The sequence below is a fragment of the Enterobacter sp. JBIWA005 genome (assembly GCF_019968805.1).
Taxonomy (GTDB): Bacteria; Pseudomonadota; Gammaproteobacteria; order Enterobacterales; family Enterobacteriaceae; genus Enterobacter; species Enterobacter vonholyi.
Map to the genome: position 1 here is coordinate 960980 of NZ_CP074159.1, position 22611 is coordinate 983590.

The window sequence follows — 22611 nt, forward strand, 5'->3', positions numbered from 1 at the left end:
TGTTGCAGGTGGCAGGGTGTTTGATAGTCGAGCGACGCTTAACTTTTTGATAAAAGCTAAAATTGCGGGCATAAATGCTCTTCTGTTTAAAAAACAATCGCTTTAATTGATTGATATTAACTTCCACGACAATTTTTGGATGTCCGTGGCTTTTTGGGACGCGAATCTGGAGACTAAATACGCGCCCCGGTTGTGACCGTAGTTTCAGGATGACGTTGATAAGCGAGGACACGAACATTCTGATTGTGCGTGTCCCATTCCGCTTTGCTTACTTGAGGCCATCCTCGGTGGCCGCCGCCGACTTACCCCCTTTCGCCATGCTGGAAAACACTGCGTCCCGGTAGATCCATGCATGAACGAGTGCCGCAGAGAGATGGACCAGCACCACAGCAAAAAGCAACTTTGCCAGAAGGCTATGGGCGTCGTGACACCAGGCATACAGTGCTGGACTGGTCGGGACAATCGCCGGCAGGTTGACGCCATCAAACATGACAATCGGCAGGCCGGCTGCCGACAGTTGCGCCCAACCCAGCAGCGGCATTGCCAGCATTAGCCCATACAGCATCCAGTGTGATGCCTTTGCTGCAAGCACCTGCCAGACGGGCAAATCGGCAGGAAGTGGAGGCGTCCGGCTAAGAAGCCGGTTGACCAGACGCACCAGTGCCAGCAGTAAAATGGCGACACCCAGCGGCCGGTGCAGGTCGATTAACCAAATCCGGTGATGCAACGACGTCATCATCGCGACACCGATGAACAGCATCGCCAGGATCATCACCGCCATTAGCCAGTGCAGGCTTCGCGCCAGGATATTGAAATGCTGCGGCGCGTGCTCTCGCATATCTTTATTCGAGCTCATTTTACCTCCTGCTTTTGCACGGCTTCGGTGGCCTTGCCGTAGCCGATTTCCCGCTCGCGGCGGCTGAAAGAGTGGGAGTAGGCAGCAGAGCGGGCGTTTAAGATGGGATCGTCAGACACCGCAACGCCTGCTGGAACGACAGAAGGATCAAAGTTAACGTCGCGGCACGCGCCTGTGGATTGTGCTTCGACGCGCGTCACTTCCAGCGTGCCGGCCACCATCTTTTTGCGATCGTCCGGCCATGGCTGGGAAGGATCATTTACCGGATCGCCCGGCTGTGCGAGCTGCAAAACGTAATCCCAGTAGAGTGGCTTTTGCGCCAGGCGCTGACGCAGGTTTTCAAACAGGAAGTTGTCATCGGCTTTCTGTCGTTGCTCATCGCTTATCGACAGGAAAGGCTCGTGCGGACGCATCATCCAGCGAACGGCCTGGCGATCCCCCTGCGCGTTCACAAGGTAAAAGGCGTTAATGCTGTAAAACGTCGCGCCCGCGAAGCTGCCGGGCGCGGGTTTTTGTGCCGCCCATTTAAGATATTTCTCCGCCTCAGGGTACGCTTTTAAAAAGTCTTTGAGACGCTGCGGGGCCGGTTTTCCGGTGGCTGCATCAACAGCAGTGGCTTTTCGCAAGGCCAGAAAACCTTCCGGGCTGTGCGTGGCGAAGAAAGGCTCGTTGTTCATCGCCATTCGCCATTGTTGCTTGTCATCTGTCTTCAGCAGCAGCGCCATGCTCAGGGTTTTGGTCGTACTATCCGGGGCATGGGGATCGCCAGTACCAATAGAGAATCGGCCCACCACGGGCACTTCCTGCTGCGAGAAGAGGCGGGAGGTTGAAAGGGAATCAGCCGAGCCGTTTGGCGTAAAGGTACCAGCAAAGCAGATGCCTTTTCCATGCGCGCGACGAAAACCTGGCGGGAAGGGTTTCGGTGTTTCACCCACCAGTGCCTGGCTGACCGTGCGTGACCCAAGCCAGCCCGCCGTCCATGCAAAAGCAGAAGCCAGCGTACCGGCGACAACGGCGATAGCTGCCAGCGCACCCCAGGTTTTTTTGGACCTCAAATCCAGTTTCGACATAGACGTTTTTCCAGAACAAAATACCATCACCTGTCATGCACAACGTAATGCGCGTGACATGTGGTAATACAGTGGCGAATATGGCTCGAGTATAGGAACTAAGGGGCGTAAAGAAAGAATATCACGAAAAGTTTAAATCTTTCCGCTGTCATAAGACCGGATTACTCATCGTGTCGGAAATTTTGACCGAGTCGGTTACCCAGCGTGAAATAGTGGCGAAATATGTAATAGAGGGGGTTCCATTTCACCACATTAAATTTTACACCTCTCTGAGTACGAATTAATAATGCTTCAGATATGTGGACGCAGGTTATCATGGCATCAACGGACACCAGGCTCCCCTGCGAACCGGTCAGCGGCGATCTTCCACAAACTTTAGCCTCTATTTGTACAGGACACTCCCTAATTCTCAACGAGTTAATCGTTACCGCCTTTTCTTTGTGGAAATTTCCGCAGCTAAACTTGTCCTGTTCAAAAACATATCCCATCTTTTTCTTCCATTCCGGTGGCGATGCTTTCCCCGTTTTATCTGCGATAGCTTCAATATTCGGCCAGAGCCTGCTGTCCGGAATGTTCAGAACAATATCTTGGTTACTCGTGATATTTTCATAACACTTTCCGGAGGTGCCAAGCCCGAACACGATATTCCGGTCAAGGATCCACCACGACGAGATCGGGCTCAGGTTTGTTGAACCGTCAGGATTTTGGCTGGAGATAATGGCGACCGGTGTACCAAAATATAAAGAAGCAAAATCGACCTGCTGGGTTTTCATTTTATTATCCTTTGAGTAGCGGAGGCCCAGCCTACTTTGTGCAAACGTGCGTTACTTCGGTGAAGCGCGAAGTAAAACGCGCCTCACTACAATTCCCTGGAACGTAATCTTAACCACTTCCTTCTGAGCGGGGGAAAGACATCACGTGCAGCTTTTAAGGAAATAAAATCATCTGAAATTATGAGCCCATTTATGCTGGGCTCCTGGTTTACTTGCTCTTATTTTTGTAAAGCACTGAGAGGCAAGCGCCATAAGTCATAGCGTTCCTCTCCAGATTTAACGGCTCCCGCGAAGTGGTCATTGAGGCGACTCGAGGTAAATACCAGATCCCCGTTCGGACGGATTGCTGGCGTGTCTGGCCAGTGGACGTCTTGGCTTGCCGCAATCAGAGACATGGAAAGGCTCTCAGGATCGTATCTGACGATGCCATTGCGTGTGACATCGGTAATGTAGAGGTTACCTTTAACATCTGTCACCATTCCGTCGGTGTTGCCCCCCACGCTCCCCAGATTGCGGATCTGCCCGGCAATTTGCGCATCGGTTGACGCGGGCTGCCTCAGTATCGCGGTCGGTACCGCATAGGCGCGCGTGCCGGTTGTCACCGTCCAGTACAGCGTGCCCGCATCGGGAGAAAGTGCGATGCCATTAATTCCAATCAGTAATGGTTTACCTGGCCAGACTTCGGCCCCGTGCGAGACGACGTTAACGCCTGGCTCAATCTGCAGCGCAGGATGACGATCGAGCACGCGTCGAGCCATACCGGCGGCGAAATCAACGATAATTAGTCCCACCTGGTTTTCAGGAGCACTCCGCGAGCCGCTGTCGGAGATATAGGCGACACGGCGGTTCTCATCGACAACCACATCATTAAGGAAACTTGCCTTGCGGTCCGCTACGCCGTCCAGGGCGATACGTTTGATGGTACGGCCAGAGTGGAGATCCAGTACGAGTAGTTTCTGCGCCCCCACGGGGGATTCTGTTTCCCCTGCAACAAACCCCATGTCCAGCGCCCAAAGCCAGCCGTTTTTACGGTCAATATAAAAACCGAGCACGTTACGCAGGCTCTGAGAGGGATCGGTGTTCACCGCATTCCCCTCGCGGGAGGGAAACGCCGTCAGGCGGGCAGGGCCGGACTGTACCGTTGTATCCAGAATGCTTAACGTGGCGGGTGCTGCGGCGGAAACCAGCCGGGGCGTGCTGACAAAGGCCCGGTCCTTTGCATCAAAGTGGATACCCGCAATAGGAGCATTGACCGAACCGGAGAACGCCGCCGGTATCTTTCCGTCTTGAGCGGTATCCCAGCTCACACCGGCATAGCTTCGCCAGCGCTCCAGAGGCGCGTGGTTCGCCGCGTTGACAACACTCGGGAAAGAGAACAGCGCCGCCATTGCGATGGCGGGCAGAATAAGGGGGCGGTTGAACATTGACAGGCTCCAGTAGCGCGTTCAGGTGATGAATGCTGGACACTTTACTCATCGCCCAACGGGAGATAAATTAGCCAAATTGAAAAACATTTGTTCCTGAGAGAGCAAAATGGGCCGGAAATTCGATTACCTAGGCGACGTTGAAGTGTTCATTGCTGTGGTTGAACACGGCTCATTTACGGGCGCAGCGGTTGCCCTTTCAACCACCCCTTCGGTACTGAGCCGCGCGGTCACTCGCCTGGAAGCGCGTCTTGGACGGCAGCTGTTACAGCGCACGACCCGCCGGGTGGGGCTGACTGAAGCCGGACGCGTCTATCTTGAGCAGGCGCGTTCTGCGTTCTCTCTGCTTGATGACGCCGAACGCGTTGGCCGGGGTCAGGAGGGCGATCTGACCGGTCGCGTGAGAATGAGTGTCCCGACCACCTATGCCCACTACCGCCTGCCGCCGCTGCTGGCTCGCTTTACCCAACAATATCCGCGCGTTCAGGTGGAGCTGAACATTACCAATCGCAACGTTGACCTGATCGCAGAGGGGTTCGATCTGGCGATCCGTCTGGGGCAGTTGCCTGACAGCGGGCTGGTGGCGCGTAAGCTGGAAGACGCGGCATTGCTCCTGGTCGCCTCCCCGGGCTACCTGCATCGGAGAGGAAAGCCTCAGACGCTGGAAGCGCTGCAGCGCCATCAGTGCCTGCCGTTTATCATGCCGCGCACCGGGCGTATCGCCCCCTGGGTATTTCATGACGAAGGGCGCGATATTGACTGGATGCCGGGTTCAACTATCGAAATATCAGACGATGTACTCGGCGTGGTTTCGCTGGCGGAGCAGGGGATTGGGATCTGCCAGAGCTATGAATTTATCGTTCGCGACAGAATACAGGGCGGCCAATTAGTTGAGGTGCTGCCGCACCTTCGGGGACGATCGCGACCTTTCTCCGTGCTGTTTGCCCCGCACCGACGTCAGTCAGCAGCGACCCGGGCAATGATTGACCATCTGACCCGACAAGAATGACAAGGACGAGTCCACCATGAAAAAAGCGCTTTTTTCCTTTTGGATCCCACTCATCGCAGGCGGGATAGCACTGATATCGGGTTTTGTGGTGTGGTCAGTCAACATTTACCGCGTGACATACCTTTCGATCCGCGGGGAGCAGTACCTTGCCTGTGGGGCGTTGCTGCTGGCGCTGGTGCCGATGGTCTATTTCATCAGAAAGGGGAGACTGAAAGGTAAGCGCCTTGCTGACGCGGTAAAAATCTACCTCGGCTTCTTTATTTGCAGCCTACCGGTTGCCATGTTCGTGGTCTTTACAACGGCCTGGCTGCTGGAGGGGAACTATTCGGGCTGGAGCAAACCTTACCGGTATGAATCCAGTACCCGCCACAGCTGCTCGGGTGCGGAAGTCTACGAGCCGGAATTAAAGAAGGAGATTCGCATCTGTAACCCGCAAGGTAACGTTTATTCCGATACCACCCTGTATGTGGAAAAGCGGAGCAATGCCCTGGGGATTGTGGTGCTTTGGGCTATCACGCGCGCCTGAATCGGGGAAAGTCAGGGCGCGAGAATCAGCGTCAGCCCGCCTCCAGCATCCCAAAACTCACAATCCGCGCGCGGCCCAGCTCTTTTGCTCGGTACAAGGCCACATCCGCGGCGCGCAGCAGGTTGTCGGTCTGGGCATGTTGTGGGTAGCTGGCAATGCCAATCGACACGTCCACCGGCCCAATCTCGGTCAGCCCGTAGCGAATCGACAGCTCATGCACGCCGGTGTAAATCTTCTGCGCGCAGGCGTACGCTTCTGCTTCATCGGCACCGGAAAGCAGCACCAGAAACTCCTCGCCCCCGTAGCGGAATGCCAGTCCGTTGTCATGTGCGGCCCGCTGAACAATTGACGCCACGCTTTTGATCACCAGATCGCCCGCTTCATGGCCGAACCGATCGTTAATGCTCTTGAAGTGGTCGATATCAATCATCATGCAGCTTAACGGTACGCCAGTGCGTATCGCCTGCGCCGTTTGGGTTTGCAGGGTATCTTCCAGATGATGACGGTTACGCAGGCCGGTGAGCGGGTCAAACAACGCTTTTTCCAGCAACGCGTCGCGCAGACGCTGGTTGGCCAGCGCCAGCCCGAGCGCCTCGGCCATCAGTTCCAGATACGCACGGGAAGGGGCATTGTCCGCTGTGATATTCTGGAAGGAGAGCAGGCCAATGGCCTCGCCCTGAGCGATAAGCGGCACGCAAAGGGCGCTTTCCGCCTGGGATGGCGGAAGATGGTAGCAGGCGATATCCGGCTCGCCGTTCACCGGCGGGTGACTCTGCCCGCGACGCACGGCCCAGCACTCGTCCGGATGGAACGTCGTCTCTTCACCAACCGGCGAGAGCCATTGCGCGACGCAGCGCATCTGCCACGGTTCGCGATCAAGGACGTAGAGTCGGCCCGCGATCTCCGGCGCGATATTGGGAGCAAACAGCTCCGCCACGTTAATCACATCGTTAAAGTTCTCACACCCCTGCAGCCGCTGGGTCATGCGCGCCAGCAGCTCGCGGATGGCCCAGTCGGCATCGCGCTCTTTTTCCAGACGCTGCCGCGCCAGGCCGTTTTCACGAAAGATGCTGATGGCCTGGGCCATATCGCCTATCTCATCGATCTGGTTGAAATTGGGCGTTTCAACCGCGTAATCCTGGGATGCCAGACGGTGCACCACGTCGCTCAGGCGGACCACGGGGCGTAGCACGCGGCGTTTTAATATAAAGCCGAGCACAAACAGGAACAGCAGGGCGGTCAGGCCGACCGTCAGCTCAGAGGCGGTACGCAGCGCTTTCGATTTTTTTGTCGCCTCCTGAACGGCGGCTATGACGCGCTTATCGAGTATCTGGCGGAAGTGATCGAGCTGATTCTGCGCGCGCTCAAGCTCCTGCTCATAGGGCTGACCATAGAGCAAGGCTACGGCCTGGGCGTCTTCTCCGCGTTCAAGGCTGGCGAGGGCGGTTTGCTGTTCGTCCTGCAGCTCATCGACGATCTTTATTCCTTCATGCAGCAGGGCCAGTTCTTCATCCGATGCGCCATTATCCTGCAGCTTTTCCAGCCGAAGCTCGATGCGCTTCAGGCTGTTTTCTGCCTGGTTATATTCCTTGAGAGCCTGAGGATCTTTTTTGATGACGTACAGCCGTGCTAAATCAGACTGCGCCCAGATATCGGTTTCGATATCTTCCGTCAGCTGATCAAATTTCTGCCGTTGTTCAACGGCCTGGCGCTCGAGGTTATCCGCATTGGACGCCATCAGCATGATGATGCCGGAGGCGATGGTCAGGCAGACCGTGGCCCCATAGGCCCAGTTTGTTATCGTCGCGATTCGCACCAGATGATCCTTTTACGACATGAGTAGGATGGCGTTCTTCAAATTATAGAAAACGTCTGATTTAAGGCGAAAAAAAAGGCGGCTCAGTGCCGCCTGGTGTGGTCTTTATCGTCACGTCCTTACAAATCTGGAGGATTTTTTCCTTCTTCGATGAAGTCGGGGTCCAGCTCTTCGGCGTTACCTTCGTGATCGCGCCCTGAGAAGAGGTTCCAGCAGGCGATAAACAGCGCGGCAATGAGCGGCCCAATCACAAAGCCGTTAATGCCGTACAGCTCCATGCCGCCGAGGGTGGAGATCAGAATCAGGTAGTCCGGCATTTTGGTGTCTTTTCCGACCAGCAGCGGGCGCAGGATATTGTCCACCAGCCCGACGACGATCACGAAGAAGCCGACAATAAACAGCCCCTGCCAGATCTGGTGCGTGGCAAACAGGAAGATTGCGGCGGGCACCCAGACAATCGCCGAGCCGATGGCGGGCACCAGGGAAAGGAAGGCCATCAGAGCGCCCCAGAGCACGCTGCCGTCAATACCGGCAATAGCAAACGCAATCCCGCCGAGGATGCCCTGAACAACCGCCACCGCCGCCGTACCTTTTACCGTGGCCCGCGACACGCCGACGAATTTGGCGAACAGGTGCTGCTTGGCGAAATCAGACAGCGGCAGAGAGTCGAGGATCTGGCGCACCAGATACGGGCCGTCTTTCAGCAGGAAGAACAGCAGATAAAGCATAATGCCGAAGCTAATCGCAAAGCCAAACGTGCCTTTGCCGATCAGGAACGCGCTGCCGGCGAGATACTGTCCGCCCTGTAGGGCGACATCGGAGAGTTTTTTCTGGATCTGCGCCGCGTTGGTCAGATTGTGATCCGCGAGGAAGCCGCTGGCCCAGTCAGGCAGGTGGTTGAAGATGCTCGCCACCACTTCCGGGAACTGGGTGTTGTTCTCCTGGAGCTTCGTGTAAACCACGTTCAGCTCAATGGCGAGCGAAGAGAGGATCACCATCAGCGGAATAAAGACGATCAGGCAGATAATGCCAATGGTCAACAGCGAGGCCAGCCCGTTGCGATCCCCAAGCGCGGCGCGCAGCCTGTTTTTTACCGGGTTAAAAATAACGGTCAGAATGGCGGCCCACAGAATGGCGGAGAAGTAGGGCGACAGCACGTCGAAGAAGGCCCAGGTGACGAGGGCGAGAATGAAAATAAAGAAACCTTTAGTCAGTCCATTAAAGCGCATAGTGATTCCTGGTAACGAATAAGCAGTGTCGACTATAGAACTGATTGTGAGAATTACCAACCCTTGCGCCGGGCAGTGTTGCGGTATGACTCCGCTCTTCACGGATACCACTTTCGACTGACCGAAGTTCGCCTTTTCCCGCACCATGCTGTAAGTATCTGCTTGCGGAGGTGCTTATGGCCTGGCGTCCGATTCTCTATGTGATCCTCACAACCCACCCCAGACTCAGCGCGCGGCGCGCCCGTTTGCGTCTGGTCATCTAGCTTTTTATTAACAATCGCGGTATAACACACCTTCTTTGGATGTTTAGATGTCCATACGTATAGAAGGTAATATGCAAACACAACAAGAAAATGGGCAGCTTAAGCGCACCATGAAAACACGCCACCTGATTATGCTCTCGCTGGGTGGCGTGATTGGGACAGGGTTATTCTTTAATACCGGCTACATCATTTCCACGACCGGGGCAGCGGGCACGCTGCTGGCGTACCTGATAGGCGCGCTGGTGGTCTGGCTGGTGATGCAGTGTCTGGGCGAACTTTCCGTGGCGATGCCGGAAACCGGCGCGTTCCACGTCTATGCCGCTCGCTATCTTGGCCCGGCGACGGGCTACACCGTGGCATGGCTCTACTGGCTCACCTGGACGGTAGCGCTCGGCTCGAGCTTCACCGCCGCGGGTTTCTGTATGCAGTACTGGTTCCCGCATGTGCCCGTCTGGGCGTGGTGCGTGGTCTTCTGCGTGGTGATTTTTGGCCTGAACGTCATCTCGACGCGCTTCTTTGCTGAAGGCGAATTCTGGTTCTCGCTGGTGAAAGTCATCACCATCATCGCCTTTATTATTCTGGGTGGCGCGGCGGTCTTTGGCTTTATCCCGATGCAGGATGGTTCACCCGCGCCGGGCTTAAGCAACATTACCGCCGAAGGCTGGTTCCCGCACGGCGGCCTGCCGATCCTGATGACCATGGTGGCGGTGAACTTTGCCTTCTCCGGGACCGAGCTCATCGGGATTGCGGCGGGGGAAACTGAAAATCCGCACAAGGTGATTCCGGTCGCGATCCGCACTACCATTGCGCGCCTCATTATCTTCTTTATCGGTACCGTGTTTGTGCTGGCGGCGCTGATCCCGATGCAGCAGGCGGGTGTGGAAAAGAGCCCGTTCGTGCTGGTGTTTGAAAAGGTCGGTATTCCTTACGCGGCGGATATTTTTAACTTCGTGATCCTTACGGCGATCCTTTCGGCGGCGAACTCCGGGCTGTATGCCTCCGGGCGCATGCTATGGTCGCTCTCTAATGAGAAAACGCTGCCGCGCTGCTTTGCCCGGGTGAACAAAAACGGCGTGCCGCTGACGGCGCTCTCGGTTTCTATGCTCGGCGGTGTGCTGGCGCTGTTCTCAAGCGTGGTGGCGCCGGACACGGTGTTCGTGGCGCTCTCGGCAATTTCGGGCTTTGCGGTGGTGGCGGTGTGGATCAGCATCTGCGCGTCGCACTTCGTTTTCCGTCGTCGCCATCTGCAGTCCGGGCAGCCGCTCTCTGCGCTGCAGTACCGCGCGCCGTGGTATCCGCTTGTGCCGGTGCTCGGGTTTATCCTCTGCGTGGTGGCCTGTGTCGGCCTGTGGTTTGACCCAAGCCAGCGCATTGCCCTTTATTGCGGGATCCCGTTTGTCGCCCTGTGTTATGGTGCCTACTACCTGACCCGAAATATGACATCGCAGGAGCCTGAACATGTCGCAGAATAATCCGCTTACCGCCATCCTTGAAAAACAGCCGTTTGTGGTGCTGGATGGCGCGATGGCGACGGAGCTGGAAGCGCGCGGCTGTAACCTGGCAGACAGCCTCTGGTCTGCCAAAGTGCTGATGGAAAACCCGGAGCTTATCCGCGAAGTGCATCTGGATTACTACCGCGCGGGCGCGCAGGTGGCGATCACCGCCAGCTATCAGGCCACGCCTGCGGGCTTTGCGGCACGCGGCCTCGACGAGGCGCAGTCCCGGGCGCTTATTGGCAGAAGCGTGGAGCTGGCGCGTAAGGCGCGTGAAGCGTATCTGGCTGAAAATCCGCATGCGGGCACGCTGCTGGTGGCGGGATCCGTTGGGCCGTATGGCGCGTATCTGGCGGATGGCTCAGAGTATCGCGGCGACTACGTGCGCAGTGCGGAAGCATTTACCGACTTCCACCGGCCGCGCGTGGAAGCGCTGCTGGACGCGGGCGCTGACCTGCTGGCCTGCGAAACGCTGCCCTCGTTTGCCGAGACTAAGGCGCTGGCGGCGCTTCTGGCCGAGTATCCCCGCGCCCGGGCGTGGTTCTCCTTTACCCTGCGGGACAGCGAGCACCTGAGCGACGGCACGCCGCTGCGTGACGTGGTCAGCGTGCTGGCAAACTCGCCGCACATTGTCGCACTGGGCATTAACTGTATCGCCCTGGAAAACACCACGGCCGCGCTGAAGCATCTGCAAAGCCTGACGCCGCTGCCGCTGGTGGTCTACCCGAACTCGGGCGAGCATTATGACGCAGTGACCAAAACCTGGCACCACCACGGTGAAGCGTGCGAGACGCTGGCGGGGTATCTGCCGCAGTGGCTGGAAGCCGGCGCGAAGCTGATTGGCGGATGCTGTCGCACCACGCCGAAGGATATTGCTGAGCTGAACGCGCAGCGCTGATGCTCTCACCCTGACCCTCTCCCACGGGGAGAGGGGAAAAAACGAACCGCACAAAACCAACTATCCTTTCCCGCTTTTTATCTAAAAACGAATCGTTATGAGCGATTCATTTTTATTCCTTTATCAAAATTCCCGCGTTGGAAATACTGCCCTCATAACAACAAGGGGAGCAGGCACTATGGCAATTTCATCGCGAATCACACTACTCGGCGCACTGGCGCTGTGGGCATTTCAGGCGCAGGCGGTGGACGTCACCGTCGCGTATCAAACTTCTGCGGAACCGGCGAAAGTCGCGCAGGCGGACAACACCTTTGCCAAAGAGAGCGGCGCGAAAGTCGACTGGCGCAAGTTTGACAGCGGCGCGTCCGTGGTGCGTGCGCTAGCCTCCGGCGACGTGCAGATCGGCAATATCGGTTCCAGCCCGCTGGCGGTTGCGGCCAGCCAGCAGGTGCCGATTGAGGTGTTCCTGCTCGCCTCGCAGCTCGGTAACTCTGAAGCGCTGGTGGTGAAGAAAAACATCACCAAACCGGAAGACCTGATCGGCAAACGCATCGCCGTGCCGTTTATCTCCACCACCCACTACAGCCTGCTGGCGGCGCTGAAACACTGGGGCATCAAGCCGGGGCAGGTACAAATTATCAACCTCCAGCCACCGGCGATTATCGCGGCCTGGCAGCGTGGCGACATTGACGGGGCCTATGTGTGGGCACCAGCAGTGAACGAGCTGGAAAAAGACGGCACCGTGCTGACCGACTCCGAGAAAGTGGGCCAGTGGGGGGCGCCAACGCTCGACGTGTGGGTCGTACGTAAAGACTTCGCCGAGAAACATCCTGAGGTGGTGAAAGCCTTCGCGAAAAGCGCGATTGACGCCCAGCAGCCGTATATCAGTAACCCGGATGAATGGCTGAAGCAGCCCGCAAACCTGGAAAAACTCTCCCGCCTGAGCGGCGTGCCGGAAGCGGACGTGCCGGGGCTGGTGAAGGGCAATACCTATCTGACCCTCGCGCAGCAGGTGCAGCAGCTGACCGGGCCGGTAAACAAAGCGATTGTAGATACTGCCACCTTCCTGAAAGAGCAGGGCAAAGTGCCCGCGGTGGCGACGGATTACAGCCAGTACGTAACCGATCGTTTTGTGAAATAAGGAGTCCGCCATGCTGAATATTACAAATCTGTCTGCTGATTACGGTGGTAAACCCGCGCTGGAGGATATCAACCTGACGCTGGACAGCGGTGAACTGCTGGTGGTGCTGGGTCCGTCCGGGTGCGGAAAAACCACGCTGCTCAATCTGATCGCCGGGTTTGTCCCTTATCAGCATGGCACCATTCAGCTGGAAGGCAAAAAGGTGGAAGGCCCCGGCGCCGAGCGCGGCGTGGTCTTCCAGAATGAAGGTCTGCTCCCGTGGCGCAACGTGCAGGAAAACGTGGCGTTTGGGCTACAGCTTGCGGGCATCAATCGTGAACAGCGGCTGGAAACGGCGCGGGCGATGCTGAAAAAAGTGGGGCTGGAAGGGGCGGAAAAACGCTTCATCTGGCAGCTTTCCGGCGGCCAGCGGCAGCGCGTCGGTATTGCCCGCGCGCTGGCAGCGAATCCGCAGCTGTTGCTGCTGGACGAGCCGTTCGGAGCGCTCGATGCCTTCACCCGCGAGCAGATGCAAACCCTGCTGCTGCGCCTGTGGCATGAGACGGGCAAGCAGGTGCTGTTGATTACCCACGATATCGAAGAGGCGGTGTTTATGGCGACGGAGCTGGTGCTGCTCTCGCCGGGGCCGGGCCGCGTGCTGGAGCGTTTGCCGCTGGATTTCGCCCGCCGCTACGTCGCCGGGGAACCCGTGCGCAGCATCAAATCCGATCCGCTGTTTATCGAACAGCGTGAGTACGTTTTAAGCCGCGTGTTTGAACAGCGGGAGGCTTTCTCATGAGCATCGTCTTCAGTGAAAAAACGCGCCGCACGCGTCTGGCGCTGCGCTGGCCTTTCTCACGTCAAATCACGTTGAGCGTCGGTACGCTGCTGGTGCTGCTGGCGGTGTGGTGGGCAGTTGCTGCCCTGCAGTGGGTCAGCCCGCTGTTTCTGCCGCCGCCGGGACAGGTGCTGGCCAAACTCATTACCATCGCCGGGCCGCAGGGCTTTATGGATGCCACGCTCTGGCAGCACTTAGGTGCCAGCCTGGCGCGCATTCTGGTGGCGCTGCTGGCGGCGGTGATTATCGGCATTCCCGTGGGGATTGCGATGGGGCTGAGCCCGACGGTGCGAGGCATCCTCGACCCGCTGATTGAGCTTTACCGCCCGGTCCCGCCGCTTGCCTATCTGCCGCTGATGGTGATCTGGTTCGGCATCGGTGAAACGTCAAAAATCCTGCTAATTTATCTGGCGATTTTCGCCCCGGTTGCCATGTCGGCGCTGGCGGGCGTAAAGAGCGCCCAGCAGGTGCGGATCCGCGCGGCGCAGTCGCTGGGAGCCAGCCGCATGCAGGTGCTGCTGTTCGTGATTTTACCGGGCGCACTGCCGGAGATTTTAACCGGGCTGCGCATCGGCCTTGGCGTGGGCTGGTCCACGCTGGTGGCCGCAGAGCTTATTGCGGCCACGCGCGGCCTTGGCTTTATGGTGCAGTCGGCGGGGGAGTTCCTGGCGACTGACGTGGTGCTGGCTGGGATCGCGGTGATCGCCGCGATCGCCTTCGGATTAGAACTGGGGCTGCGCGCGTTACAGCGTCGCCTGACGCCCTGGCATGGAGAAATACAATGAGTGAACGTCTGACCATTACCCCGCTGGGGCCGTACATTGGCGCACAGGTATCAGGCCTGGATGTGACCCGTCCGCTGAGTGATAACCAGTTCGAGCAGCTATACCACGCGTTGCTGCGTCATCAGGTAGTATTCCTGCGCGAGCAGGCGATCACTCCGCAGCAGCAGCGCGCGCTGGCCCTGCGCTTTGGCGATCTGCATATTCACCCCGTCTATCCGCATGCGGAAGGGGTGGAGGAGATTATCGTCCTCGACACCCACAACGATAATCCGCCGGACAACGACAACTGGCATACCGACGTAACCTTTATCGAGACGCCGCCTGCGGGGGCGATTCTGGCGGCGAAGCTGCTGCCGGATACGGGAGGCGATACGCTGTGGGCCAGCGGGATTGCGGCGTATGAGGCGCTGTCAGTGCCGTTCCGGACGCTGCTGAGCGGGCTGCGGGCGGAGCACGACTTCAAAAAATCATTCCAGGAATACAAGTATCGCAAGAGTGAAGAGGAACATCAGCGCTGGCAGGAGGCGGTTGCGAAACATCCTCCGCTGCTGCACCCGGTGGTGCGGACCCATCCGGTCACGGGCAAGCAGGCGCTGTTTGTGAACGAAGGATTCACGACGCGCATTGTGGATGTGTCCGAGAAAGAGAGCGAGGCGCTGTTAGGTTTCCTGTTCGCGCATATCACCAAACCGGAGTTCCAGGTACGCTGGCGCTGGCAGGAGAATGACCTGGCGATCTGGGATAACCGCGTGACGCAGCACTACGCCAATGCGGACTATCTTCCGCAACGCCGGATTATGCAGCGGGCGACGATTTTGGGCGATAAGCCGTTTTATCGTGCGCCTTGATCCCCTTACCCTAACCCTCTCCCTTTTAGGGAGAGGGCTGTAAATGCGCCTCAATATACCGCTGATAGCGGTTCGCCTTCAGATAACACAAATCCACCAGCACCAGCCCGTCAATACAGTTGTTGAACGCCGGGTCGCTGCCAAAATCAATAAACTGCACGCCGCCGGGCTCGCACAGCTCGGAATATTGCTTGTAGAGCGGCGGAATACCGCACCCAAGATTACCGAGCAGGGATTTCAGCTTTGTTAGATCGTCCACGTAATCCACGCCGCCAAACTGCGCGAGCACGTCCGGCAGCGATGCGGGATACGGTTGACGTGAGGCGGTGAGCGGATGCGTCGCCGGGAACCACAGGCGATAAAATGCCACCAGCAGATCCCGCGCGGCAGGCGGTAAGCCGCCGGAAATGGAGACCGGGCCAAACAGGTAGCGGTAGTGCGGATAACGCGCCAGATAGGCCCCAATGCCGGACCATAAATAGTCCAGGCCGCGGCGTCCCCAGTAGCGCGGCTGGATAAAGCTGCGCCCCAGCTCAATACCGTGTTCCAGTACGTCCTGCATTTTGTCGTCGTAGTGAAACAGGCTATAGCTGTACAACCCCTCAACGCCGCGCTTTTCGATCTGCATGGCCGTCGGCATAAAGCGATACGCCCCGACGATCTCCAGATCCTCCTCATCCCATAGGATTAGGTGCAGATAATCATCGTCGTAGCTGTCGGTGTCCCGACGTTTGCCGCTCCCTTCCTCCACCGCGCGAAAGGCAATCTCGCGCAGGCGGCCCAGCTCGCGCAGCAGCGGGGCGTCTTCCTGGCCGTTTCGCTGCCAAAGATAGATGGTTTTACCGTCGCTGGTTTTTCCCAGACTCTCGGCCTTCGCCAGCGCGCGTTTCAGTGTGGCCCGGTCTTCCGGACGGGCAATCGCGCACTGGGTTTTAAAGACGCCGGGCACTCCCTTGCCAAGACGCATCACGTGCTGACGGCACTGCTCGGCCATCTCACGCGACGAAAGGGTGGCGCTGTGCCAGTGATGCCAGGCGATCTGCTGGCCGATCTTAATCGGCAGCTGGCTGTGGCGGCGGCGGAACATCTGCTGCATCAGCAGCAGCATCGACAGCGTCGGGGAGACCAGCGTGCTGGCATAGAAGAGCAGGCTGTTATGCGCCTGAATATGCACCGGCAGCAGCGGGGCGCGCAGCTTGCTGGCGAGTTTGATAAAGCCGGAGTGCCATTTCTTATCGCGAATGCCCTTGCGCGTAGGGCGGGAAACTTCTCCGGCCGGGAAGAAGATCAGCACGCCCGCGTTTTGCAGATGCTGTTCCATCTGCACCAGGGACGATTTCGCCGTCCTGCCGCCCATATTGTCCACCGGAATAAACAGCGAGCTGAGGGGCTCAAGGTGGGTCAGCATCCGGTTGGTCACGACTTTAACATCGCGCCGCACGCGGGAGACGGCGTACATCAGCGCCAGGCCGTCCAGTGTACCCGTCGGGTGGTTGGCAATAATGACCAGCGGGCCATGTTCGGGGATTTGTTCAAGATCGCGGGCGGAAACGGTGCAGAGAATATCAAGGTGCTCCAGAACTTGCTCCACCATATCCAGTCCTTTCAGGTGGCGGTGTGCTGCGGCAAATTGCTGAAATTCGTCTTCGTAGAACAGTCTTTTTAATAGACTTTTTTGCCAGGGTGCGGGCCTCGCCTGAGGCCAAAGATCGTCGAGAACGCTATCGAGGCTAAACATGGTCACTCCTCCTGCCGTCTTGCGAAGACAGTAGAAGGCGCAGATGTCGGTTGTATTGCAGTTGGGTGAAGATTTGAGCAGAGAACAGGCCGGGCCAGGCGAAGCCGCCACCCGGCGCTAAAAAGGATTAACGCAGAATTTTTTTCTCGGCCAGATCCAGCGCGAAGTAGCTGAAGATCAGATCCGCGCCCGCGCGTTTGATCGCGCCGAGGCTTTCCAGGATCACTTTTTCTTCATCAATGGCACCCGCCAGGGCGGCGAATTTGATCATCGCGTACTCGCCGCTCACCTGATAAGCGCCCAGCGGCAGCTCGGTGCGCTCGCGGATGTCGCGCAGGATATCGAGATACGCGCCAGCCGGTTTCACCATCAGGCAGTCTGCGCCCTGGGCTTCATCGAGCAGGGATTCACGAATCGCTTCCCGACGGTTCAGCGGGTTCATCTGATAGGTTTTACGATCGCCTTTCAGCGCCGTTCCCGCCGCTTCGCGGAACGGGCCGTAGAAGGAGGAGGCGAATTTGGTGGAGTAAGACATGATGGCGGTGTCGGTGAAACCGGCCGCGTCCAGCGCCTGACGAATCGCCTGAACCTGTCCGTCCATTGCGGCAGATGGCGCGATGAAATCCGCACCTGCTGCGGCAGCGACCACAGCCTGTTTGCCAAGGTTCAGCAGGGTGGCATCGTTATCCACGCCGTGATCGCACAGCACACCGCAATGGCCGTGAGAGGTATATTCGCAGAAGCAGGTGTCGGACATCACCACCATTTCCGGCACGGTCTCTTTGCAGATGCGGGACATGCGGGCGACGAGACCATCTTCTTTCCACGCGTCGCTGCCGGTGGCGTCGGTATGGTGGGAGATGCCGAAGGTCATCACCGAGCGGATACCCGCGTTGGCGATGCGTTCAATCTCACGCGCCAGATACTTCTCCGGAATGCGCATTACGCCCGGCATGGCTTCGATGGCTTTGTAGTCATCGATCTCTTCTTCGACAAAAATCGGCAACACCAGATCGTTTAAGGTCAGGGTTGTCTCTTCAAACATAGCGCGCAGTGCAGGTGACTTGCGCAGGCGGCGGGGGCGTGCAATTAAATCGGTCATGGTATGCCTGATGTTTGTGGAACAAAGAAGGCTAGTGTACCCGAAAGCGTTGTTAGGTGTTTATTAAAGTGGGCGGTTTACCGATAGATCATGCAAGACTGCAGGAACGGTGTCGTTCGGAGCAAACGGTTTAACATCAACCGCTTGCCCACGGAATATTAATATCAGTTGGACGCGGTAAGCACCTGGGCTTTATTGGCACTCAGCTCAGCCACCAGGTTATTAATCCCGTCACTCATATTGACGAAACGCGTATGCGGAGAGCGGGTGACCACCACAAATGCGCCCACGTTTGACTGCGGGATCATGGCCATATAGGTGATGAATCCACCGCCGCCGCCCGTTTTCTGAATAATACCCGGACGGCCATTTTTCGGTGCCATATAGACCCAGCCCATGCCGAGCGCATCGGCTTTACCCGGCACGTCCATCCCGATGACGCGGTGCAGCTGAGTACGCTGATAAATCAGGGTTTGCATACGATCGGCCTGGCTGCTGCGAGCGTAGAAATCCGAGGAAAGGAACTGCTGCATCCAGCGCATCATGTCGCCAGGCGTGGAATAGACCCCGCCGCTGCCCACGGCCGCGAGCGTGTTATTACAGGGGCTTGCGCCTTTCTCCGCCACCATCAGGCGACGGCACTGGTCCGGGGACGGGGTAAACGTGGTGTCTTTCATGCCGAGCGGACGGGTGATCTGCTCTTCAAACAGCTGCGTGTAGGGTTTGCCAGCCGCCGTTGAGAGGGCATCTGCCAGCAGGTCGAACGCCAGGTTTGAATAAGAGGCCTGCGAGCCCGGTGCCGCCTTCAGCGTGGCGGTACTCAGATAGCTCCAGCGCTGGTCGCGCGTTGGCCAGACAAACACGTCACGATGCGCCGCTCCGCCTGGCTGCTCACGCGGCAGGGCGCTGGTGTGGGTGGCAAGGTTCACAAGCCGAATCGGCGTACCCTGATAGGTTGGAACCCGGGCGCCTGGAGGCGCGTATTTGCTGAGCGGGTCGTCGAGCTTCACCACGCCCTGGTCGAGCAGTTTCACCAGCATTTCGCTGGTCATCAGCTTGGTTAAGGACGCGATGCGGATAACGGAATCCAGCTGCGGGTGAACATTATTTCCTGGGCGCGTTTCACCAAAGCTGCGGAACACGCGCTGGTTGCCGTCAATGACGACCATCGCCATCCCGGTTGCGCCGCTGCCGTAATAGATAAGGTTCGCGTAGCGATCGGCAATATCAGAAGCTAAAACGGGTGCCGTCAGCGGTTGGGCTGCCTGGGCGGTAGAAAAGCTCACCGCACACAGCGCGGCAAAAGAGAGCAGACAACGTTTCAACGAAAAGCATCCATGAAGTGAAATAGGAAAGTAATGGGTATTTATACTACTAAACGGTACCGCGCAATGCCCCGAATTGCATAACGATAGCGAGAAAAACGTAACCATGGGTAAATATGAACAATTTACTTACGAGCCATCTCCCATTTTGTGACATCGGGCTTATGATAAGCACCAGTGTCACTCAATCTTACGGAGAACGGTATGTCTGAGAAGCGTGTGGTTATGGTTGTCGATATGCAGAACGGGGTATTTGAAACCCCTCGTCATCAGCGCGAAAAGTGTGTGTCTCTGATCAACCAGCTTACGCAGGCTGCCGACAAGGTGATTTTTATTCAGCACACCGAAGCCGGAGGGCTGGAAGAGGGAAGTGAAGGGTTTGCGCTACTGCCTGAACTCTATCAGCCCGCTGACGCGCTTTACGTGACCAAAACGGCCTGTGATGCCTTCTACAACACGGCGCTTGAGACGCTGCTGCGTGACCAGGGCATTCGCGAGTTTGTCATCTGCGGCTGCGCCACCGATTACTGCGTCGATGCGACGATCAAGAACGGCGTTAGCCGGGGTTATCACATTACCGTGGCGGAAGATGCCCATACCACATCCAACCGCCCGGCTGCTGAAGCACAGATCCTGATTAACCATCACAACGACGTCTGGCGTAACTTCATTGCGCCAGCGAATCCTCTCGCAGTGAAACGCACCGAAACAATTCTCGAAAACTGGAAAGCGAACTAATAATCAACCCTCGGGTCTGACCTTTTTGCCTGAGCCGGGAGGCTGGCCTGGGCAGGTATTTCGTTTGGTAACGTGTTGTGCACAGCAACAGCCATAACAACAAGAAGGAAGCATTATGTTTAAGTCTTTTTTCCCAAAGCCGGGGCCTTTTTTCCTGTCGGCATTTATTTGGGCACTCATCGCTGTCATTTTCTGGCAGGCGGGCGGCGGCGAATGGCTGACGCGCATCACGGGAGCGACAGGCGAGGTACCGATTAGCGCGGCGCGCTTCTGGTCGCTCAGCTACCTGCTGTTTTATGCCTACTACACGGTGTGCGTAGGGCTGTTTGCCCTTTTTTGGTTTGTCTATTCTCCGCACCGCTGGCAGTACTGGTCGATCCTCGGCACATCGCTGATTATTTTCGTGACCTGGTTCCTGGTGGAAGTGGGCGTGGCGGTTAACGCCTGGTATGCGCCGTTCTACGATCTGATCCAGACCGCGCTGAGCTCGCCGCATAAGGTGACCATCAATCAGTTCTACCATGAAGTTGGCGTCTTCCTCGGCATCGCCCTGATTGCGGTTATCATCGGCGTGATGAACAATTTCTTCGTCAGCCACTACGTTTTCCGCTGGCGTACCGCGATGAACGAACATTATATGGCGCACTGGCAGCACCTGCGCCATATCGAAGGTGCCGCACAGCGTGTGCAGGAAGACACCATGCGTTTTGCCTCCACGCTTGAAGACATGGGCGTCAGCTTTATCAACGCCATTATGACGCTGATTGCCTTCCTGCCGGTGCTGGTAACGCTCTCGGCGCATGTACCGGATCTGCCGATTGTCGGCCATATTCCGTATGGTCTGGTGATTGCCGCGATCGTCTGGTCGCTGATGGGGACGGGCCTGCTGGCGGTGGTGGGGATCAAACTGCCGGGTCTGGAGTTTAAAAATCAACGCGTCGAAGCCGCATACCGTAAAGAGCTGGTTTATGGCGAAGACGATGCCAACCGCGCCTCGCCGCCGACCGTCCGCGAGCTGTTTGGCGCCGTGCGTCGTAACTATTTCCGTCTTTACTTCCACTATATGTATTTCAACATCGCGCGTATTTTGTATCTGCAGGTGGATAACGTTTTCGGTTTGTTCCTGCTGTTTCCGTCCATTGTTGCGGGTACGATTACGCTCGGTCTGATGACGCAGATCACCAACGTTTTCGGTCAGGTTCGCGGGTCGTTCCAGTACCTGATCAGCTCCTGGACCACGCTGGTAGAACTGATGTCCATCTACAAACGTCTGCGCAGCTTTGAACGCGAGCTGGACGATCGTGACCTGCAGGAAGTCACCAACACATTTAGCTAATACAGGAAGTTGCTATGTCTTTTGCCGTACCGCGCGCGTTACCGTTGACCATTCTGGCCGCTTTTGTACTGTCAGGATGTGCCGAAAAGGGGTCCGCTCCGCTCAAAAAGGGCGAGAAGCCTGTTGATGTGGCGAGCGTTGTGCGGCAGAAAATGCCCGCCAGCGTGAAGGATCGCAATGCGTGGGCAGACGCGCTGGCAAAAACCTTTGAAAGCCAAAAGATCGCGCCGACCGAGGAGAACATCTGTTCGGTGCTGGCGGTGGCGCAGCAGGAGTCAATGTACCAGTCAGATCCGGTTGTGCCGGGTCTGAACAAAATCGCCTGGAAAGAGATCGACCGCCGCGCGGAGTCCATGCATATCCCGGTGTTCCTCGTGCATACAGCGCTTAAAATCACCTCGCCGAACGGTAAAAGCTACAGCGAACGGCTGGATACGGTGAAAACCGAAAAACAGCTTAGCGCCATCTTTGATGATTTCATCAGCATGGTCCCAATGGGGCAGAAGCTGTTTGGCTCACTGAACCCGGTCCACACCGGTGGCCCAATGCAGGTAAGCATCGCGTTCGCGGAGAAACACACCGACGGCTATCCGTGGAAAATCGACGGTACGGTGCGTCAGGAGGTCTTCTCCCTGCGCGGAGGACTGTGGTTCGGCACGTATCACCTGTTGAACTATCCGGCGAACTACGATGAGCCGCTGTACCGCTTTGCCGACTTTAACGCCGGCTGGTATGCCAGCCGTAATGCGGCATTCCAGAGTGCGGTCAGCCGCGCAAGCGGCGTCAAGCTCGCGCTGGACGGCGATCTCATCGCTTATGGCAGCAGCGAAGCAGGGGGCACCGAGCTGGCCGTACGGAAACTTTCGACAACGCTGGGTCTGAGCAACAGCGACATTCGCCGTCAGCTTGAGAAAGACGATAGTCTGGCCTTTGAGAAAACGGATCTGTACAAGAAGGTGTTTGCGCTCGCAGAGCAGAAAAGCGGGAAAACGTTACCGAGGGCTATCCTGCCGGGCATTCAGCTGGAAAGCCCGAAGATCACGCGTAACCTGACCACCGCGTGGTTCGCAAAACGCGTGGACGATCGCCGGGCTCGCTGTATGGGGCTTTAACGGCGGCGGCGAAAGCGCAGCACTAATGCCACAACGCCCAGAATCATACATCCCGCGAGGAAGGGGATCAGGCCGAACAGGGTGCTGACGCCAAAGCCAATCTCAACTCGCGGGCGTCCGTTATCCTGCACCTGCATCAGATGTTCATAAACGCCTGGCGCATGCACCAGCATATTTAGCAGCTGAGAGCCGGCCCAGAAGCAAAACAGGACAAACAGGGCATACGCGATATTACCCGCCGTAGAGGTTTTTGGTTTTCCGCCAAAAATCGGTTTCGACAATGTAAAGTCAGCCATGATGACCTCCGGATAA

Annotated in this window: 21 protein-coding genes; 11 read left to right on the forward strand and 10 right to left on the reverse strand. The window is 57.4% G+C overall.

Features of this window, described 5'->3' with window-relative positions; genetic code table 11:
- Nucleotides 1–268: 268 nt before the first annotated feature.
- The 4 genes from KGP22_RS04525 to KGP22_RS04540 all read right to left on the reverse strand — a co-directional run bounded on the left by KGP22_RS04525 (nt 269) and on the right by KGP22_RS04540 (nt 4123).
- The gene (locus tag KGP22_RS04525) at nt 269–856 is read right to left on the reverse strand and encodes a cytochrome b (RefSeq protein WP_149366145.1); all 588 of its coding nucleotides are present in this window, start codon (nt 854–856) and stop codon (nt 269–271) included.
- The gene (locus KGP22_RS04530; RefSeq protein ID WP_223581403.1) at nt 853–1926 is read right to left on the reverse strand and encodes a catalase family peroxidase; all 1074 of its coding nucleotides are present in this window, start codon (nt 1924–1926) and stop codon (nt 853–855) included. The genes KGP22_RS04525 and KGP22_RS04530 overlap by 4 nt, the downstream gene beginning before the upstream one ends.
- A gap of 161 nt (nt 1927–2087) precedes the next feature.
- Nucleotides 2088–2699 (reverse strand): flavin reductase, encoded by a 612-nt coding sequence (locus KGP22_RS04535; protein ID WP_149366143.1) that lies wholly within the window; start codon nt 2697–2699, stop codon nt 2088–2090.
- Between the two features lie 218 nt (nt 2700–2917).
- A complete protein-coding gene (locus KGP22_RS04540; protein ID WP_149366142.1) occupies nt 2918–4123 on the reverse strand; it encodes an L-dopachrome tautomerase-related protein in 1206 nt (401 codons plus the stop codon).
- Nucleotides 4124–4232: 109 nt separating this feature from the next.
- On the opposite strand from KGP22_RS04540, the gene KGP22_RS04545 reads away from it, so the two are divergent.
- Together KGP22_RS04545 and KGP22_RS04550 are read left to right on the forward strand one after the other, a co-directional pair.
- Complete coding sequence (locus KGP22_RS04545) at nt 4233–5132, forward strand: LysR family transcriptional regulator (protein ID WP_149366141.1); 900 nt, start codon at nt 4233–4235, stop codon at nt 5130–5132.
- Between the two features lie 16 nt (nt 5133–5148).
- Complete coding sequence (locus KGP22_RS04550) at nt 5149–5658, forward strand: hypothetical protein (RefSeq protein WP_149366140.1); 510 nt, start codon at nt 5149–5151, stop codon at nt 5656–5658.
- Nucleotides 5659–5689: 31 nt separating this feature from the next.
- Here the strand turns inward: KGP22_RS04550 and KGP22_RS04555 are convergent, their stop codons facing one another.
- Nucleotides 5690–7474: a diguanylate cyclase gene (locus KGP22_RS04555; RefSeq protein ID WP_223581405.1), complete on the reverse strand. Its 1785-nt coding sequence runs from the start codon at nt 7472–7474 to the stop codon at nt 5690–5692.
- 119 nt (nt 7475–7593) lie between these two features.
- Nucleotides 7594–8703 (reverse strand): AI-2E family transporter, encoded by a 1110-nt coding sequence (locus tag KGP22_RS04560; protein ID WP_111963463.1) that lies wholly within the window; start codon nt 8701–8703, stop codon nt 7594–7596.
- A 334-nt stretch (nt 8704–9037) separates the two neighbouring features.
- On the opposite strand from KGP22_RS04560, the gene mmuP reads away from it, so the two are divergent.
- The 6 genes from mmuP (at nt 9038) to tauD (ending at nt 14948) form a co-directional block, all read left to right on the forward strand.
- Nucleotides 9038–10438, forward strand: a complete 1401-nt coding sequence (gene mmuP, locus KGP22_RS04565) for an S-methylmethionine permease (RefSeq protein WP_133293858.1) — start codon at nt 9038–9040, stop codon at nt 10436–10438.
- Nucleotides 10425–11357 (forward strand): homocysteine S-methyltransferase, encoded by a 933-nt coding sequence (gene mmuM / locus KGP22_RS04570; protein ID WP_111963462.1) that lies wholly within the window; start codon nt 10425–10427, stop codon nt 11355–11357. The genes mmuP and mmuM overlap by 14 nt, the downstream gene beginning before the upstream one ends.
- Before the next feature lie 178 nt (nt 11358–11535).
- Nucleotides 11536–12498 carry a taurine ABC transporter substrate-binding protein gene (gene tauA / locus KGP22_RS04575; protein ID WP_223581407.1) on the forward strand — a complete coding sequence of 321 codons (963 nt, stop codon included), beginning with the start codon at nt 11536–11538 and terminating at the stop codon, nt 12496–12498.
- Nucleotides 12499–12508: 10 nt separating this feature from the next.
- Complete coding sequence (gene tauB / locus KGP22_RS04580) at nt 12509–13276, forward strand: taurine ABC transporter ATP-binding subunit (protein ID WP_111963460.1); 768 nt, start codon at nt 12509–12511, stop codon at nt 13274–13276.
- On the forward strand, nt 13273–14100 hold the full coding sequence (tauC, locus tag KGP22_RS04585) for a taurine ABC transporter permease TauC (RefSeq protein WP_111963459.1): 828 nt from the start codon (nt 13273–13275) through the stop codon (nt 14098–14100). Before tauB ends, tauC begins: the two co-directional genes overlap by 4 nt.
- Nucleotides 14097–14948 carry a taurine dioxygenase gene (gene tauD / locus KGP22_RS04590; RefSeq protein ID WP_223581408.1) on the forward strand — a complete coding sequence of 284 codons (852 nt, stop codon included), beginning with the start codon at nt 14097–14099 and terminating at the stop codon, nt 14946–14948. The genes tauC and tauD overlap by 4 nt, the downstream gene beginning before the upstream one ends.
- A 25-nt stretch (nt 14949–14973) precedes the next feature.
- Here the strand turns inward: tauD and KGP22_RS04595 are convergent, their stop codons facing one another.
- The 3 genes from KGP22_RS04595 to ampH form a co-directional block, all read right to left on the reverse strand.
- Nucleotides 14974–16686 (reverse strand): lysophospholipid acyltransferase family protein, encoded by a 1713-nt coding sequence (locus KGP22_RS04595; RefSeq protein WP_223581409.1) that lies wholly within the window; start codon nt 16684–16686, stop codon nt 14974–14976.
- Nucleotides 16687–16813: 127 nt separating this feature from the next.
- Nucleotides 16814–17788, reverse strand: a complete 975-nt coding sequence (hemB, locus tag KGP22_RS04600) for a porphobilinogen synthase (RefSeq protein WP_021241687.1) — start codon at nt 17786–17788, stop codon at nt 16814–16816.
- A gap of 164 nt (nt 17789–17952) precedes the next feature.
- Entirely contained in the window at nt 17953–19113 is a 1161-nt protein-coding gene (ampH, locus tag KGP22_RS04605; RefSeq protein WP_029739742.1) for a D-alanyl-D-alanine-carboxypeptidase/endopeptidase AmpH, read from the reverse strand.
- Between the two features lie 204 nt (nt 19114–19317).
- On the opposite strand from ampH, the gene KGP22_RS04610 reads away from it, so the two are divergent.
- The 3 genes from KGP22_RS04610 (at nt 19318) to KGP22_RS04620 (ending at nt 22299) form a co-directional block, all read left to right on the forward strand.
- Nucleotides 19318–19851, forward strand: a complete 534-nt coding sequence (locus KGP22_RS04610) for an isochorismatase family protein (protein WP_223581410.1) — start codon at nt 19318–19320, stop codon at nt 19849–19851.
- Between the two features lie 115 nt (nt 19852–19966).
- Nucleotides 19967–21187: a peptide antibiotic transporter SbmA gene (sbmA, locus tag KGP22_RS04615; protein ID WP_149366137.1), complete on the forward strand. Its 1221-nt coding sequence runs from the start codon at nt 19967–19969 to the stop codon at nt 21185–21187.
- Nucleotides 21188–21201: 14 nt separating this feature from the next.
- A complete protein-coding gene (locus KGP22_RS04620; protein ID WP_223581411.1) occupies nt 21202–22299 on the forward strand; it encodes a DUF1615 domain-containing protein in 1098 nt (365 codons plus the stop codon).
- Here the strand turns inward: KGP22_RS04620 and KGP22_RS04625 are convergent.
- A complete protein-coding gene (locus KGP22_RS04625; protein WP_008503287.1) occupies nt 22296–22595 on the reverse strand; it encodes a DUF2755 family protein in 300 nt (99 codons plus the stop codon). The genes KGP22_RS04620 and KGP22_RS04625 overlap by 4 nt on opposite strands.
- Nucleotides 22596–22611 lie beyond the last annotated feature (16 nt).